The following is a 16,074-nucleotide window of genomic DNA, read 5'->3' as shown; positions in this document are numbered from 1 at the left end:
CAGATCAATCCACGCTTAGCCCGGCATAGGGGCGCACGGCGTCGCCAGCCCTTAGCAAATGCGCCCCAGCGGCCACAATTTGCGCGTCAGGGTCCAGACCGGACACGGTGATGTCAGTCCCCGTTGCTGATCCGACATCGACGGCTTGCCAATCAACGGTGCCCGTTTTGGCATCTGCGTTTGGCGTATAAACCATCACTTTTGTGGTGCCGCTGTCGATTGTCACGGCAGACGGCGGCACGATCGCGACGGGGGCCGTTGCTGAGTGCATCGTGGCGGTTACCGTCATCGATGCGCCGGGAATGATCGCGGGGCTGACCATATCGGCTGGCAGCGCGAATGTGACGCGGTAGCTTTGGCCGATGTTTTGGGTTTCGGCGTTGAATTCGCGCAGCTCAAGCGGCACCTCGATGGGGAACAGGGGCGATGAACCGGTAAAGGTCAGACCACCCGTGGCATCGCGCTGCTGGAACAACCGTTCAGGCACGTCAATTTCGACGCGGACCTCGGACATGTCATGCAGGCGAACAATGGCCTGACCGGGGGATACGTTGGCAAAGTTGGGCGTCAGCCGCGATGCGACAAGCGCGCGGAACGGAACATGTAATGTGGCATCATCCAGCGCGTCCTGAGCTTCTTGCAGGGCAACCGCTGCAAGGTCACGACCGGTTTTGGCATCCTCGACCTGCGTTTCTGCGACGGTGTTGGACTGGGCCAGCTTTTGCAAGCGCACGAAATCACGCTCTGACTGTGCCAGCTGCAGGCGCGCGCGTTCGACTGCGCGTTCAAAGGGGGCATGATCCAAGGCTGCAATCTGCGTGCCAGCCTCCATGAACTCACCCTCTTGGGCATCGAATGAAACCAGCCGGCCGCCGACCTCGAACGATACATCCACGGTTTCCTTGGCCACGATCTGCCCGAAAAAGACCCGCTTGTCTGGCTGTGTCGATCCGCTTGGCGTGATCAGCTTTACGGCTCGCATCGGCGCTAAATCGCCGGAAGGCGTCAAAACAGCCGTGTCTTGGGCGACGCTTGCCAGTGGTAAAAGACAGATGATTGCGGTTAAAACAGGTTTGATCATGCCGGGCTCCTGGTGAGTACTGGCTGGTACTTAAGCTGTTTGACATCAGGCGCAAGGCAACTAAGTACTGATTAGTACTTTCTGTTCGATAAAAATCCAATCTGGTGTAGTTATGAGTATGTTTTCAGCAGAGACGAGAATTCTGAACGCGGCCCGTGATCTGTTTTTTGAGCACGGGTTTTCTGGTGTGTCTACGGATATGCTGGCGCGTGAGGCGGCGGTGTCAAAGGCCACGATATATAGGCATTTCACCAATATGACGGACATTTTGCGCCGCCTGACCGAGCTTGAAACAGCCAAAATTAGCGGTTCGGATCAGCCCAAAATTGAAACGCGCGATGATCTGCAAAACGCGTTAACGCAATTTGGTATGCGTCTGCTCACTTTTTTGAACTCTAGTGACACAATTGAATTTAGCCGCGTCATCCACGAGGAAGCGCGCAAGAATCCCGATATGGGGCAAGCGTTCTTTCTGGCTGCCTATGGCAAAACGAACAATGCCCTTGCGCGGATCATCCAAGAAGCCGCCGATAACGGGCTATTACTCTTGACGGAAACGCCGCAGGACATTGCCGAAGACCTGATGGCGCTGTTCACGGGGTCGGGCATGAAACGTGCGATGCTGGGCGTTTGTGACATCCCTTATGATCGTATGGACCGCAATGTCGATCGCGCGGTGCATACTATTATGACGGTATACGGGGCGCAGCGGTGATACCCCATGCCCTGCAAAGCGGCGGTTATCGTGGAAATCGGGAACTTCTTTAATCTGACTAAACTTGTCGGATTGACATACCTTACTAAATAAATCAGGAAAGACCTCGTGCAAGCCATCCCGATTCCGATTGCGGTGCTGGCGACAGATTCGACACGCGAGGTCTTTTTAGAATGTTATTTATCGCACCACTGGTATCCATGAGCTTTGGCGCACAAGGACACGCGCCGAGCAAACCCAAAGCCCGTGTTGGAGCAGGCTCATGAGCCTCCAACAATCCCCGCCTCAGATGACATCACATCAATCCGCTTTGCCGACCTATGATGCCCGTGATCTGACCAAAAGCGGTGAATTGGCGCAGATCGTTTTGGAAGACCAGACTTATACGCTGCGGATCACGCGCGCCGGCAAGTTGATTTTAACCAAATGACGCAGCCCAGGCAAAATCGCGGCGGCGCACCTGTCGGCTATGTGACCGAGCTTGATCATATCGGCGCGGCATCGGTCATATTTTTGCGGCTTTGGTCAGATGGTGCAGATGCGCAGGCAAAGGTCTGGAAAGATCTGTCATCGGCGCTGGGCCCGGTCAGGGGGCGCAAGGCGCTGCAATCTTTTGAACAGTTGTGCAGCCTTTGTGCCCGCCACGGACGCAGGCCATTGATGCGGCATTCGGTTGAATGCAAATGCCTTGGCGCTGACGAATCCTGTTTTGCGACTTTCGTGACATCAGCTGCAGATGGCGACCACGAGGACGCCATGCTGATCGCGACTTTACTCGTGCGGGCCGACGTCGCACCGCTCATCGTATCCTGCGCTGCCGATTTCGGGCTGGCCCTTAAGCGGATGCATTTGGCGACCGCGCCAAGCCCGACACCTTATCCAACGACATTACATTAAGAGGACGAACAAATGAAGCGTATGACATATATGACGACGGTAGCCGTACTGGCGCTTGCGACACCGGCATTGGCGGTGGAAAAGGCCGAGGTGCTGAATACTTACGTCACAATCGCGCAAGCCAATTACCAAGACAGCTTGATCACTGCGCAACGCTTGCAAGCGGCCGTCAACGCATTGGTCGATGCCCCGTCAGCTGAAAACCTGACTGCGGCCCGTACTGCTTGGCTTCAGGCGCGCGTCCCCTATCAGCAAACCGAGGTGTACCGTTTTGGGAATGCCATCGTTGACGACTGGGAGGGCAAGGTGAATGCGTGGCCGCTGGATGAGGGGCTGATCGACTATGTTGATGCGTCCTATGGCGGCGCATCGGACGAGAACGAGTTTGCGATTCTGAACGTCGTGGCAAGCCCCACGTTCACGTTGTCCGGCAAGGAAATTGACGCCACCGCGATCACGCCAGCGCTGTTGTCAGATACGCTCCACGAGGCGGATGGTGTCGAATCCAACGTGGCCACGGGCTATCACGCGATTGAATTCATGCTGTGGGGCCAGGATCTGAATGGCAATGACCACGGCGCGGGTGAACGTTCTTGGACAGATTATGCGGCGGGTGATGCCTGCACGAACGACAACTGCGACCGCCGCGGTGCATATCTAAAGGCGGCCACCGATCTGCTGGTGTCCGATCTGGAATGGATGGCCGCACAATGGGCCGACGACGGTGCCGCGCGGACGACGCTTTTGGGTGACGAGGACGCAGGCCTCGCGGCAATGCTGACAGGTATGGGGTCTTTGTCCTATGGTGAGCAGGCCGGCGAACGCATGCGTCTTGGGCTTATGTTGAATGACCCAGAAGAAGAGCATGACTGCTTCTCGGACAACACACATAACAGCCATTACTACGATGGAATGGGCGTGCAAAACGTCTATCTTGGCGAATATGTGCGCGTTGACGGAACGCTGATTTCAGGGGCGTCACTGTCTGATATGGTTGCTGAAACCGACGCCGACCTTGATGCCGAAATGCAGGGCAAGCTGAGCACCACAATGATGGCACTGGGCCGCATCAAATCCGCAGCCGAGACCGGTTTTTCCTATGATCAGATGCTTGCGCGCGGCAACCAAGCTGGCGAAGCGCTGGTTATGGGCGGTGTGAATGGCCTGATTGATCAGACACGGTCGATTGAACGGGTGGTGAAAACCCTTGGCCTTGATCAAATCGCGTTTGAGGGTTCAGACAGCCTTGATGATCCGAACGCCGTATTCCAATAAGCGGATCGGTCGGCCCCAAGGGGGGCTGATCTATAACAATTAAAAATCAGGACGATAACGATGAAGACGACAGTATTTGTGGCGGCGCTTTGCGCCGTCAGCATCACGGGTGCCACGGCCGTATCAGCCCAAGAGACAGGGTTTGAATGGGAAGGCACCGCCGAGATCGGCGTTGATAGCACCCTATCATCGGATGATGCATCGGCCGAGCTGACCGACACCTATGTGACAATCTCAGCCGCGTTCGAGGCGGCATTAACCAATCGCATTACCGCCTTTGGTGGGCTGACATTCGAATCCGTTTCGGACGCAGTAGAAAGCCGCCAGCTTGATGATCTGGGCCTTTACGTCAGCGAATTGGGTTTGCGGTTTGATCTGGGCGGAGCGACCGTTTCTGCAGGTAAGATCAGCCCAGTATTCGGCGTCGCATGGGACGCAGCACCGGGGTTCTATGGCACCTCACTGGCCGAGGATTACGAACTGGCCGAGATGATCGGCCTGACCGCCGAGACGACATTGGCCAGCACGGGCGGTGTGTTGTCCTTTGCGGTATTTTACGCGGATGATACCGGCCTAAGCAACAGCGTCGGGACAAAGCGTGGCCGCAATTCTGTGGCGGCAGGCGGCGTTGGCAACACAAGCAAGCTGAACAACTTTGCGATCCAGTACACCCAAGAATTTGGTGCAACCACCGGATGGGTCGGCGCGCGGCAATTGTCGGCAGGGACGGGCGATGTGTCTGACGAAAACAGCATTATCGCAGGTCTGGCGCATGATTTTGGCAATGGTTTTGACACGATCTTTGAGGTGGCGCATTTCAGCGGTGCGGGCGGCAAAGATGAAAACGCGACATATGCCACATTGGGCGGCGCTTATGGCTTGGGCGACTGGACGTTCTCGTCGACGGGAACGCTTGTTGATACGCAATCTGGTACAGACAGCATGATCGCACCGGGTGTTGACCGCGCCCTGACCGAAAACTCCGAGATCAACTTTGGTCTGGCCCGTTTTGATGTGGATGGGGTCAAATCGACTTCCGCCGGTCTGGCGGCAGTGGTATCGTTCTAGAAAGCTTTGACAATTGTTTGTGCCCCTTAAACATGCCAAACCCTGCCCAGCCAAGATGGCCCCATGGGTGAGCTGTCAATGGGCAAGCAATTGTTACCCTAGATAAGAGCAGTGAAAGACCAGATGCCTCACTTAAAAGTTCATAGTTTAATAATGATCGTAAGTGGGGTGATGATGGCGGTGGTTCTTGGAACCTCCGCCATTTCCGGTGAAAGACCGTGGGATCTGGGCGATCCGCATTTGAATGTCGTCCCCAGAACGCCACAAGAAGCCGCACGTATCGCGGATGTGACGACGCCGACGCAGGATTTTTCCAAAGCACAGCGTTTTGAAGACAAACCGGCGGGTGCAGCCACAGTGCGCGCGCGCAAGGATGCCGATGCGTTCTCGCAGCCGTCGGGGAATATCAGTTTTGAAGACGAACTGACGTTCAAAGTGGGCAATGGATTGTTCCGCAAGCTATGGGTGTCTGCGCCGTCTTCGACCTTGGCGTCTGACGGGCTTGGCCCGCTGTTTAATGCGCGGTCGTGCCAGCGTTGTCATCTGAAAGACGGGCGCGGCCATCCGCCGGAAAACACCGCCGACAACGCGATTTCGATTTTCTTGCGGGTGTCGATCCCCGGCACCCCAGACGATGCAATGGCCGACATTAACGGGTATTTTGCGACCCTGCCTGACCCCACCTATGGCACACAATTGCAGGATTTCGCGGTGCAGGGATACAAGGCTGAATACAGCCTCGGAATCAGCTATCAAGAGCAGCCTGTTGAATTGGCGGACGGCACAATCGTCAGCTTGCGGGCACCAACCTACACCGCTGATAATCTGGGCTATGGCCCGTTGCACCCTGACGCGATGCTAAGCCCACGGGTCGCGCCGCAGATGATCGGCCTTGGCCTGCTTGAGGCGATCCCGGCGCAAGATATTCTGGGCGGTGCGGACCCTGATGATCTGGATGGGGATGGCATTTCGGGCCGTCCCAATGTCGTGATGTCGGGTGTGTATCAACAGCCGATGCTAGGTCGGTTTGGGCTCAAGGCGGGGGCACCCACGGTGTTGGAACAGTCGGCAGCGGCGTTTGCCGGTGACATTGGCATTTCGTCGCCGCTGCACCCGTCGGGGGCCGGGGAATGCACCGATGCGCAGACCGATTGCCAAGACGCCATTCACGGTGACGGTGACGACCGCATTTACGAAGTCGACGCCGAAGGGCTGGATCTGGTTGCGTTCTATAGCCGCAACTTGGGCGTTCCGGCGCGGCGGGGCGCGGATGACCCACAGATCTTGCGCGGCAAGAAACTGTTTTACGAAACCGGCTGCACCTCATGCCACACGCCCAGCTTTGTGACCCACCGACTGCAAGACCAACCAGAACAAAGCTTTCAGCTGATCTGGCCGTTCACCGACCTATTGCTGCACGACATGGGGCCGGGCCTAGCCGACAACCGCCCCGAGGCGCGGGCATCAGGCAGCGAATGGCGCACAGCGCCGTTGTGGGGCATCGGCTTGACACAGCAGGTCAGCGGGCACACGTATTTTCTGCATGACGGTCGTGCGCGATCGATCCTCGAGGCCGTCTTGTGGCATGGCGGCGAGGCGCAAACCCAACGTGACGCAGTGATCGAGATGCCGACCAAGGACCGGTACGCGCTGATCACCTATCTGGAGAGCCTATGAAACGCATTCTATTGATCGCTTTGGCAGTCGCCGCGCCTTGCGTGGCTTCGGCGCAAACCGCTGATCCTTTGGTGGCCAAAGTGATCGACACACATATCCTGCCAAGGTTCGAGACATTGGCGGAAACCTCTGATCGGTTGGCAGACGCGGCCATGACGGAGTGCACGCCAGATTCTGAAACCTTGCGGGCGGCCTATGGCGATGCGTTCGATTCGTGGGTGGCGGTCAGTCATTTGCGCTTTGGCCCGACTGAAATCAATGACCGCGCCTTTGCACTGGCGTTCTGGCCGGACAGCCGTGGCGTGACGCCCCGCACGCTTGGCACGTTGATCGCGGACCAAGATCCGATTATCGCAACGCCACAGGAATTTTCCCAAGTATCGATCGCCGGGCGTGGGTTCTATGGGATGGAGTTTCTGCTGTATGACGATGCGCTGAGCACGGCCGGCCCCGCCGCCTATCACTGCGCATTGGTGCAGGCGGTCGCAGCAGACATCGCGGCCACAACAGCCGAGATTTTGACAGACTGGCAGGGTGACTATGCTGCCCGCTTGCTGAACCCCGGCCCAGACGGCACCTACCGCACCCAAGAGGAAACCGTACAAGAGCTGTTCAAGGCGTTGACCACAGGGTTGGAATTTACGTCCGACACGCGTTTGGGGCGGCCCTTGGGCAGCTTTGACAAGCCGCGCCCGATCCGTGCCGAGGTTTGGCGTTCGGGCCGTTCTGCGCGCCATGTCATGATCAGCCTCGAGAGCCTTGAAAACTTGATGATGCTTTTGGCGGGCGATAATGCCGATCTGGCCGCGCGATCACAGCACGCATTCGAGACCACGTTGGCGGAACTTGGTGCCTTGAACGATCCGGTTTTTGCAGGGGTCGCCGCGCCGCAGTCGCGGCTGAAGGTCGAAGTCGTGCAGCAATCCGTCGACGCCATCCGTGATATTGCCCGGCAGGAGCTTGGGCCGACATTAGGTGTGGCTGCGGGCTTTAACGCGTTGGACGGGGATTGATATGCAGGCCAACCGACGGCGATTTCTAGGGGGATTGTTGGCCGCCGGTCTGATCCCGAAACCGACATGGGCAGATGCGGGCGGCCCGGCCTATCTGGCCGCAGCGGCCAAGCCTGACGGGTCATTCGCCCTGTGCGGGATCGGCAAGGCGCTGGACATCACGTTTGAAATTCCACTGCCCGCGCGCGGCCATGCTGCTGCTGCGCACCCGATACGCCCCCAAGCCGTTGCATTCGCGCGGCGTCCGGGCACCTTTGCCATCGTGATCGATTGCGTTTCGGGGGCCGTCAAAGCGCAGCTACATTCGCCCGAGGGCCGGCATTTTTACGGCCACGGGGCGTTTTCCCAAGACGGCGATTGGTTGTTCACGCCTGAGAATGATTATGAGAAGGGGCAAGGACGCATTGGCGTCTGGGACGTGGGCAAGGGGTATGTTCGCGTCGGAGAATTTAACAGTGGCGGTGTCGGGCCGCATGATATCAAGCGGCTTCCGGGGTCGGATGTTCTGGTTGTTGCAAATGGTGGGATCGACACGCATCCCGATTCAGGGCGCGTGAAACTGAACATCGCCACAATGCAGCCGAATCTGACCTATCTCGACCAAGGACAGATCATCGAGGTCGCGGAGCTGCCGCCTGAAATGCATAAAAATTCTATCCGCCATTTGGCGATCGGGCCAAGCGGTCAGGTGGCGTTTGGGATGCAATGGCAGGGCGATGGCCAGATGTCTGACCTGATCGGGCAGCACCGGCAGGGGCAGGCCATTCAACTGATCGGCGCGGACGAGGATGAAGCCCGCAGATTGGGCGGATATATCGGCAGTATAGCCTATTCACGGAACGGCAAAAAGATTGCAGTGACATCGCCCAAAGGGGGGGTGTTGCACCAATATGATGCGAACGATCTGACGCTTGATCAGGTGTTCGAGCTGCAAGATGTCTGCGGCGTCGCCCCTCAAGATCGCGGTTTTGCGATTACATCGGGCAGGGGGGACATCGGCGGCTTGGGCAGCGATGGCCCGGCCTTTGTGCAATCAGATGCGCTGCGGTGGGATAACCATCTGGTCGAGGTTTAACCCGCTGCGACCGAAAATAGTCATCATCTAAAGAATTGGCGGGGCCATGCGCGGCCCCGCCAGATGGGTCTTACTTCAGCAATTCAGTCCAGATCGCAGTGTACAGATCCGTTGCAGATTGAGGACATGTGGGAATGAACTTACCAGCAGCCGCCAGCTCGGCTGGTGCCACGATCTCGGGTGCGGTTTTCATGTCTTCGGGCATGAACTCTTCCGACCCGGCAACACCGTTTGCATAGCGCGCAAAGCTGGAAATCATCGCGGCATTTTCAGGCTCGAGGATAAAGTTGATGAACTGGTATGCCTCGTCCACGTTCTTGGCGTCGGACAGCAGGGCGACCGAATCCATGAACAATGGATAGCCTTCTTTGGGATAGCCATAAACGATGTCGGGGTTGTTGATCCGCGCCCGCATGGTGGACCCGTTCCAGTTTACGGATGCCGCATAGTCACCCGACGACAGTTTGTCTGTGGTGCCGTAATCCATCGATAGCCACTTTGGTTTGGCGGCCATCATCTTGTCGCGGACCTTTTTCAGCAGCTCGAGGTCTTCGGTGCAGGCCTCGCCGCCCTGGTTAAAGATCGCCATGTTGATCACGTCGGTCATTTCGGGAACGACGTTGATCTTGCCAACCAGTTCCTCGGGTGGGTCCATGAACAATTCAGATGTGTTCACGTCGCCGCCATAGACGGATGTGTTAACCGCAATACCAACAGATCCCCACTGCCATGGCACGGAATGCGTGCGGCCCTGATCCCATGGCACGTCTTTCCATTCGGCGGCGATGTTGCCGATGTTCGGGATCTTGGAATGATCCAACTCGGCGATCAGACCTTTGCGGACATAGACGGGAATATAGTTGGCCGATGGCACGACCAGATCGAAACCCGAACCGCCTGCCTCGACCTTGGTGAGGGCGGTTGTGTTGCTGTCATAGTCGGTGACCGTGACAGTAATACCGGTTTGCGCGGTGAACTTTTCGATCATTTCGGGGCTGGTATAGTTACCCCAGTTAAACAGGTTCAGCTCACCTTCGGCATAGGCACCGATTGTGCTGCTTATCAAAGCTGTGGTCGCGATTAAAATGGTTCTCATGTAGTTCTCCAGTGTTGATGATTTGCGGGTTAGTCCCGCTTTTTGGTGACGAAAACGAATACCGTCAGGATCAGGATCGTCAGGGCAAGCAGTGCGGTCGATATCGCGTTTACCTCTGGCGTTAGCGCGCGGCGCAATTGGCCCAACATATAGGTTGGCAGCGTATCCTGTCCGGCGGATTTTACAAATTCGGTGATGATGACGTTATCAAGCGAGATAATAAACGCCAGCATTGCCCCCGCGATAACCCCCGGCAACAGCAGCGGCAGCGTGACATAGCGAAACGTCTGCCATGGTGTCGCGTACAAATCGGCGGCGGCGGTTTCCATGGTGGTGTCCATCCCTTCAAGCCGCGCCTTGATCGGCAAATAGGCAAAGGGGATGCAAAACGCCGAATGCGCCAAAATCAGATAGCCCAACCCGCTGTACCCCGTCGCAACCTTGACCGAAGAAAAGAAGATCAGCAGGGCAACGGCCGTCACGATTTCAGGCACCATCAAGGGCTGGTTGATAATCACATAGATCACCGTTTGCCCGGTGAATTTACCACGCCGTGTGGTGCCAAGGGCGGCCATTGTCGCCACAGCCGTTGATATGACCGACGCCCACACCGCAATGATCAGCGAACGCGCTGTGGCGTCTTGCACGGCTTCGTTTTGGGCGGCGACCGCATACCATTCCAGCGAAAACCCGCCCCATTGGTTGACCGAATTACCACCGTTAAACGAATAGATAACCAGCGTTATGATCGGCGCATAAAGCAACACAAACGCAAGGATCGCGATAAAGGTAAACCCGGGCAGGGTGGTGACGTCGAAAGCGCGTGTTTTACCCATTGGAGTTATCCTTTGACGAGGCCCGTGTGTAGACAATCAGCGACACCAGCACGACCAGCAGCAACAAGGTCGAAAGCGCCGCCCCCAAAGGCCAGTTTTGCCCTTGGCCAAATTGCAATTCGATAAAGTTACCGATCATCATGTTCTTGCCCCCGCCCAGAACACGGGGTGTGACGTAGGCACCAAGGCTTGGGATAAACACAAGAATGGACCCGGCAACGATGCCCGGTTTGATGATGGGCAGGATCACCCCGCGCAAGACCTGCCACCGCGAGGCATAAAGATCATACCCCGCCTCGATCAGGCGAAAATCGAAGCGGTCGATGGCGGCATAAAGCGGTAGAACCATCAGCGGCAGATAGACATAGGTCATCCCGATCAGAACGGCCGTGTCGGTGTACAAAATCTGGATTGGCTCAGAGATCAGGCCAAAGTGGATGAGGAACGTGTTCAGGATCCCTTGGTTCCGGATGACCTCCATGATCGCAAAGGTGCGGATCAGCAGGTTTGTCCAAAACGGGATCGTGATCAAAAACAGCCAGAATGCCCGCGATTTTGCGGGGCGGGTGGCAATAAACCACGCGGTGGGCAGGCCAAAACCAAAGGTGATGATGGTTGTGGCGACGGAGAGTTTGATGGACCGCCAAAAGATCGACAGGTTGGCATCAGCAAGGCTGATCGTCTGGTCAAAGATGTCCTTTTCGAACAGAACGCGGAACCAGCCTTCGCCGGAAAGAACCCAGCGAACGCCCGAATAGTCGCCTTTTTCGAGCACGGAATAAAACGCGACGATCAGCAACGGGCCGCTTGCTGCGACGAGCAGAAGGATCAGGGCCGGTGCCGACAAAAGCCAGCCATTGACGCCTTTGCTGCGCGGGGCTTTGCGTTTGGTTTCGGGGGTGCTCATGATTTCAGAACCTGTACGGCACGTGCGTCGATTGCGACGCCCACGGCATCACCCACCCCAAACGCACCCGTCGAATTCGACTGAATGCGGGCCACCAGCGGGCTGCCGTCTTTCAGCTCGATCGTATAGTGGGTGTCGGTGCCCATATAAGTTGCGTCGATGATCTTGCCGCTTAGTTCGGCTGGTGCCGATGTCACGCTGACCTGTTCGGGCCGAATGGCCAGGGTCACGGCACCTGTTTCACCATCCAGCGGCACGGCCAGCAGATCACCGGTGCCGATCCGCACTTGATCGCCCTCGACGGTGCCGTTCAGGAAATTCGTCTCGCCAATGAAATCGGCCACAAATCGGGTGGCGGGGCGGTCATAGATATCGTGCGGTGTGCCAACTTGCAAAAGCGCGCCAGCTGACATGACGCCGATCCGGTCCGACATGGTTAACGCTTCTTCTTGGTCGTGAGTCACAAAGATAAAGGTAATCCCGGTCTCAGATTGCAGCCGCTTCAATTCGCTTTGCATTTCCTTGCGCAGTTTCAGATCCAGCGCCGACAGCGGTTCATCCAGCAAAAGCACCTGCGGTTCAGGCGCAAGGGCGCGGGCAAGGGCCACACGCTGTTGCTGCCCACCGGATAATTGTTGCGGCAGACGATTTGCGAAATCCTCAAGCTTGACCAGAGCCAGCACGCGGTCCACCGCCCGTGCCACATCCGCCGAGGACGCCCCGCGCATTTTCAAACCAAAGGCAACATTCTGCGCGACGGTCAAATGGGGAAACAATGCATAAGACTGGAACACCGTATTAACCGGGCGCTGATAGGGCGGGTCATAGGTAATGTCTGTGCCGGACAGATGGATGGAGCCTTTGGTGGGCGTCTCGAACCCTGCGATGCAGCGTAGCAACGTGGTTTTGCCGCATCCCGATGGCCCAAGCAGCGTAAAAAACTCACCCTTTTTAATGCTGATCGAAACATCGCCAAGGGCGGTAACAGCGCTTGCGCCGGTTCCGTAAATCTTGCCGACATGGCGGGCATCAATTGCGATATCTGTGTTCACGTATATTTCCTTTGTTTCGGCCTTCACCCTGCGTCGCGCGCCGTCACTAAGCAAGATATTCTGCAAGCATTTTCGGTGTTTGATGCGCCCAAGGTGCTGCCTGCTCAAGTTCTGCACAAAGCGCGATCAGTGTCGCGTCATCGCCAAAGGGGGCGGCCAGATGAATGCCTACGGGCAGGCCGTCATCTGTCCAATGCAGGGGCACCGATGCTGCGGGTTGGCCGCTTGCATTGAACGCCGCGCAGAATGGTGAATATTCGAAAACGCCCCCCGGACCGACGCGGTAATTTTCATAGTCTTCGCGTTCATGGGTGAACCTGCCAACACGGGCAGGGGGTTCCGCCAAGGTTGCGGACAGGATGATATCAACACCGTCAAATGCCGCAGCCATCTGGCGGCCATAGGCGTGGATTTTATTGACCGCCCCCAGATACGCCGCCCCCGAGATTTCGCTGGCATATTTCAATGCCCCACGGGCGACGCCCTGAATGTCGCCCTGCTGCAAATCGCGCCCCTTGGCCTTGAGCGTGTTTTCGATCCAAAGCGCGGTGCCGCAGGCGACGATCTTGGTCCAGGCGTGCATCATGCCTTCGTGGTCAGCTTGGGGGCAGCCGGGGGTCACGTGGTGGCCTAGGCTTTCCAATATCTGTGCGGTCTTTTGCACGGCTTCCTTGCAGGCCGGGTCAATAGCACCGCCTGTAAATGTCGTGTCACACAGCGCAATGCGCAGGCGGCGCGGCGGGCGTGTGATGGCTTGGCTATACGACATCTCCATCGCGGGGGCCGCATAGGGGGCACCAGCGTCGGGGCCTGCGCAGGCATCCATCATCGTGGCATTGTCACGTACCGAACGGGACAGAAACCCGTCAATCGCCATACCGCCCCAACCCTCGCCCGAGGCCGGACCGTCTGGAAACCGGGCGCGCGTGGCCTTGAAACCGAACAAGCCGCAGCTTGACGCGGGGATGCGTACCGAACCGCCGCCATCCGACCCGTGCGCCATTGGCACGATGCCCGCCGCCACCGCAGCGCCCGACCCACCGGATGATCCGCCAGACGTGTGCGACAGGTTCCACGGATTGCGCGTCGGCCCGCCGTAGACGCTGGATTCAGTCACCGGGCCAATCCCGCCCTCGGGCGAAGTGGTACGCCCGAATGTCACGACGCCTGTGCTGCGCATACGGTCGAAAATCGTGCTGTCATAGGAATAGTCCGTGTCTTTCAGCAGATTGGACCCGCTATGCGACGGGAAATCTTTGGCCTCTGCCCCAAGGTCTTTCATCAAGAACGGCACACCCTTAAACGGCCCGTCGGGCAGGCCTGCCTTGATGGCTTGGCGCGCTGTTTCTTCTTGCAGCAAGACAACGGCATTCAACTGCGGATTAAAAGATGCAACCCGCGCTAATGCATCGTCAAGCAGTTCATCCGCAGACGCGGCACCCGTGGCGACTTGTTTGGCCAGAAATGTTGCGTCTTCTTGAATGTTCGTTTCCATGTGGCAGTGTCCTTTGGCGCGCAGTTCAGCAGTGAGGCGGCCCCCATCGCTGGATAAGTAAGGTTAGCTTAAGATGATGGAAGCTAAACACAATACACGTTTTGGGATCTGAGCAGTGCTGCTGAAACCGTTATTGGTGTCATGCTCGAAAAGGGGGCACAAACTTGAAATCGCGCCCCGTATCGGCCCTCCCTATTGCAGCCCTCTCGAGAATCGTGGTGAATGGATGATCACTACGCAGACGCAGCGCCCCGCCTTCGGAGAAATCGCTTGGATGAGTTTGACTATATAATTGTCGGCGCGGGGTCGGCTGGGTCCGTTTTAGCCAACCGGCTGACACATTGCGGCAAGTTCAGCGTGCTACTGCTTGAGGCGGGCGGATCAGATTTGAATCCCTGGGTCCAGATGCCCATCGGCTATGGCAAAGTGTATTACGACAAGCGGGTGAACTGGAAATACACGACCGAACCCGTGCCCGGCCTTGATCATCAGCGATCCTATTGGCCGCGTGGCAAGGTGCTGGGCGGATCGAGTTCGATCAATGCAATGGTCTATGTGCGTGGGCACCCCCGTGATTACGAAGAATGGAATGCGGTGGCCCCCGGTTGGGGATGGGATGACATCGCCCCCGTTTTTCGCCGTATGGAGGACTGGGACGGCCCGCAAAATGCCGCACGTGGGGTCGGTGGCCCCCTCGCGGTCCATGACGTGTCAGACGAGGTGCATACGCTGACGCGCACCTATCTTGAGGGTGCGGCGCAGGCCGGTATCCCGACCAACCGCGACTATAACGGCCCCGACATGGATGGGGCTGCTTGCTATCAGATCACGACCAAAGGCGGCTACCGCGCCTCGGCGTCGCGCAGCTATCTGAACCCCGCCAAAAGGCGTCGTAATCTTGAACTGCGCACCAAGGCCCATGTCACGCGGGTCTTGCTGGATGGCACACGTGCCGTGGGCGTTGAATACCGGCGGGGCGGTCAAACGCACAAAGTACAGGCAAGGGCCGAGGTTATCCTATGCGGTGGTGCTATCAATTCTCCGCAACTGCTACAGCTTTCCGGGATCGGGCCGGGGTCTGTGCTGCAAGAGCATGGGATCGACGTTGTGTCCGACGCGTCGCAGGTGGGCCGTAACCTCCTGGATCATTTGGGCAGCGATAACCTGTATATGTCGCGGGTGCCCAGCCTGAACCAAGAACTGGGTCCGCTGCTGGGCAAGGTGAAAGCGGCGTTGCACTATGCGATTTCGCGCAAGGGTCCGCTGTCTCTTAGCCTTAATCAGGGCGGTGGTTTCGTGCGTGTCTCGGAAACCTCGGACGGGCCTGATTTGCAGCTGTATTTTTCACCCGTCAGCTATACCCGCGCGCCCGTCGGGGTACGCCCGTTGATGAACCCCGATCCGTTTGCAGGTTTTCTAATGGGCTTTAATCCTTGCAAGCCCACCAGCGTCGGGCATCTGCAGATCAAATCACCCGATCCCATGGATGCGCCCGAAATGCACCCTAACTATCTGGACACCGATCATGACCGCGCGATGATGCTGGCGGGCACCAAACTGATGCGCCAGATTGCCGGAACCGCCGCGATGAAAGCGGTCATCGAAAGCGAGCTTTATCCGGGGCCGGACGTGGTCAGCGACGCAGATATCCTGACATATATCCGACAGAAATCGTGGACCGTTTTCCACCAATGTTCGACCTGCCGCATGGGCAGTGATCCCGCCACATCCGTTGTTGATCCGCGCCTTAGGGTGCACGGCATTCAGGGGCTGCGGGTCGCGGATGCGTCGATCTTTCCAACAATTCCAACCGGCAATACCAACGCGCCTGCCATCATGGTGGGGGAAAAAGCATCGGATATTATTCTCTCGGATGCACAGCGATAA

General features: G+C 57.5%; 15 protein-coding genes. 9 read left to right on the top strand and 6 right to left on the bottom strand.

The window, feature by feature from the left end; genetic code table 11:
* Positions 1-4: 4 nt before the first annotated feature.
* A complete protein-coding gene (locus KZZ06_RS16480) occupies positions 5-1,081 on the bottom strand; it encodes an efflux RND transporter periplasmic adaptor subunit (RefSeq protein ID WP_257884414.1) in 1,077 nt (358 codons plus the stop codon).
* Between the two features lie 112 nt (positions 1,082-1,193).
* On the opposite strand from KZZ06_RS16480, the gene KZZ06_RS16475 reads away from it, so the two are divergent.
* The 8 genes from KZZ06_RS16475 to KZZ06_RS16440 all read left to right on the top strand — a co-directional run bounded on the left by KZZ06_RS16475 (position 1,194) and on the right by KZZ06_RS16440 (position 8,801).
* Positions 1,194-1,796, top strand: a complete 603-nt coding sequence (locus KZZ06_RS16475) for a TetR/AcrR family transcriptional regulator (RefSeq protein ID WP_219581209.1) — start codon at positions 1,194-1,196, stop codon at positions 1,794-1,796.
* Between the two features lie 262 nt (positions 1,797-2,058).
* Entirely contained in the window at positions 2,059-2,226 is a 168-nt protein-coding gene (hemP, locus tag KZZ06_RS16470) for a hemin uptake protein HemP (protein WP_219581208.1), read from the top strand.
* Positions 2,223-2,693 carry a hypothetical protein gene (locus KZZ06_RS16465; RefSeq protein WP_219581207.1) on the top strand — a complete coding sequence of 157 codons (471 nt, stop codon included), beginning with the start codon at positions 2,223-2,225 and terminating at the stop codon, positions 2,691-2,693. The genes hemP and KZZ06_RS16465 overlap by 4 nt, the downstream gene beginning before the upstream one ends.
* Positions 2,694-2,705: 12 nt before the next feature.
* Positions 2,706-3,968: an imelysin family protein gene (locus KZZ06_RS16460; RefSeq protein ID WP_219581206.1), complete on the top strand. Its 1,263-nt coding sequence runs from the start codon at positions 2,706-2,708 to the stop codon at positions 3,966-3,968.
* Positions 3,969-4,028: 60 nt separating this feature from the next.
* Complete coding sequence (locus tag KZZ06_RS16455) at positions 4,029-5,036, top strand: hypothetical protein (RefSeq protein WP_219581205.1); 1,008 nt, start codon at positions 4,029-4,031, stop codon at positions 5,034-5,036.
* 174 nt (positions 5,037-5,210) lie between these two features.
* Positions 5,211-6,713: a di-heme oxidoredictase family protein gene (locus tag KZZ06_RS16450; protein WP_219581284.1), complete on the top strand. Its 1,503-nt coding sequence runs from the start codon at positions 5,211-5,213 to the stop codon at positions 6,711-6,713.
* Complete coding sequence (locus KZZ06_RS16445) at positions 6,710-7,726, top strand: imelysin family protein (RefSeq protein ID WP_219581204.1); 1,017 nt, start codon at positions 6,710-6,712, stop codon at positions 7,724-7,726. Before KZZ06_RS16450 ends, KZZ06_RS16445 begins: the two co-directional genes overlap by 4 nt.
* A 1-nt stretch (position 7,727) precedes the next feature.
* On the top strand, positions 7,728-8,801 hold the full coding sequence (locus tag KZZ06_RS16440; RefSeq protein WP_219581203.1) for a DUF1513 domain-containing protein: 1,074 nt from the start codon (positions 7,728-7,730) through the stop codon (positions 8,799-8,801).
* A gap of 70 nt (positions 8,802-8,871) precedes the next feature.
* Here KZZ06_RS16440 and KZZ06_RS16435 read toward each other — a convergent pair whose 3' ends face one another.
* The 5 genes from KZZ06_RS16435 to KZZ06_RS16415 are packed head-to-tail and all read right to left on the bottom strand — an operon-like array spanning position 8,872 to position 14,187.
* Complete coding sequence (locus tag KZZ06_RS16435) at positions 8,872-9,897, bottom strand: extracellular solute-binding protein (protein WP_219581202.1); 1,026 nt, start codon at positions 9,895-9,897, stop codon at positions 8,872-8,874.
* Positions 9,898-9,926: 29 nt separating this feature from the next.
* A complete protein-coding gene (locus KZZ06_RS16430) occupies positions 9,927-10,733 on the bottom strand; it encodes an ABC transporter permease (RefSeq protein ID WP_219581201.1) in 807 nt (268 codons plus the stop codon).
* On the bottom strand, positions 10,726-11,640 hold the full coding sequence (locus KZZ06_RS16425; protein WP_219581200.1) for an ABC transporter permease: 915 nt from the start codon (positions 11,638-11,640) through the stop codon (positions 10,726-10,728). Before KZZ06_RS16425 ends, KZZ06_RS16430 begins: the two co-directional genes overlap by 8 nt.
* Complete coding sequence (locus KZZ06_RS16420) at positions 11,637-12,692, bottom strand: ABC transporter ATP-binding protein (protein ID WP_219581199.1); 1,056 nt, start codon at positions 12,690-12,692, stop codon at positions 11,637-11,639. The genes KZZ06_RS16425 and KZZ06_RS16420 overlap by 4 nt, the downstream gene beginning before the upstream one ends.
* 46 nt (positions 12,693-12,738) lie before the next feature.
* Positions 12,739-14,187, bottom strand: a complete 1,449-nt coding sequence (locus KZZ06_RS16415) for an amidase (protein WP_219581198.1) — start codon at positions 14,185-14,187, stop codon at positions 12,739-12,741.
* A gap of 270 nt (positions 14,188-14,457) precedes the next feature.
* On the opposite strand from KZZ06_RS16415, the gene KZZ06_RS16410 reads away from it, so the two are divergent.
* Entirely contained in the window at positions 14,458-16,074 is a 1,617-nt protein-coding gene (locus KZZ06_RS16410) for a GMC family oxidoreductase (RefSeq protein ID WP_219581197.1), read from the top strand.

It is taken from the genome of Sulfitobacter sp. CW3 (assembly GCF_019392245.1).
Taxonomy (GTDB): domain Bacteria; phylum Pseudomonadota; class Alphaproteobacteria; order Rhodobacterales; family Rhodobacteraceae; genus Sulfitobacter.
The sequence above is the reverse complement of the archived record's forward strand: the minus strand, read 5'-3'. Positions and strand labels throughout refer to the sequence as shown.

Excerpts from the sequence above, each read along its gene's own strand:
- KZZ06_RS16480 (WP_257884414.1), bottom strand. The coding sequence starts at position 1,081 with ATGATCAAACCTGTTTTAACCGCAATCATCTGTCTTTTACCACTGGCA.
- KZZ06_RS16475 (WP_219581209.1), top strand. The coding sequence starts at position 1,194 with ATGAGTATGTTTTCAGCAGAGACGAGAATTCTGAACGCGGCCCGTGAT.
- hemP (WP_219581208.1), top strand. The coding sequence starts at position 2,059 with ATGAGCCTCCAACAATCCCCGCCTCAGATGACATCACATCAATCCGCT.
- KZZ06_RS16465 (WP_219581207.1), top strand. The coding sequence starts at position 2,223 with ATGACGCAGCCCAGGCAAAATCGCGGCGGCGCACCTGTCGGCTATGTG.
- KZZ06_RS16460 (WP_219581206.1), top strand. The coding sequence starts at position 2,706 with ATGAAGCGTATGACATATATGACGACGGTAGCCGTACTGGCGCTTGCG.
- KZZ06_RS16455 (WP_219581205.1), top strand. The coding sequence starts at position 4,029 with ATGAAGACGACAGTATTTGTGGCGGCGCTTTGCGCCGTCAGCATCACG.
- KZZ06_RS16450 (WP_219581284.1), top strand. The coding sequence starts at position 5,211 with ATGGCGGTGGTTCTTGGAACCTCCGCCATTTCCGGTGAAAGACCGTGG.
- KZZ06_RS16445 (WP_219581204.1), top strand. The coding sequence starts at position 6,710 with ATGAAACGCATTCTATTGATCGCTTTGGCAGTCGCCGCGCCTTGCGTG.
- KZZ06_RS16440 (WP_219581203.1), top strand. The coding sequence starts at position 7,728 with ATGCAGGCCAACCGACGGCGATTTCTAGGGGGATTGTTGGCCGCCGGT.
- KZZ06_RS16435 (WP_219581202.1), bottom strand. The coding sequence starts at position 9,897 with ATGAGAACCATTTTAATCGCGACCACAGCTTTGATAAGCAGCACAATC.
- KZZ06_RS16430 (WP_219581201.1), bottom strand. The coding sequence starts at position 10,733 with ATGGGTAAAACACGCGCTTTCGACGTCACCACCCTGCCCGGGTTTACC.
- KZZ06_RS16425 (WP_219581200.1), bottom strand. The coding sequence starts at position 11,640 with ATGAGCACCCCCGAAACCAAACGCAAAGCCCCGCGCAGCAAAGGCGTC.
- KZZ06_RS16415 (WP_219581198.1), bottom strand. The coding sequence starts at position 14,187 with ATGGAAACGAACATTCAAGAAGACGCAACATTTCTGGCCAAACAAGTC.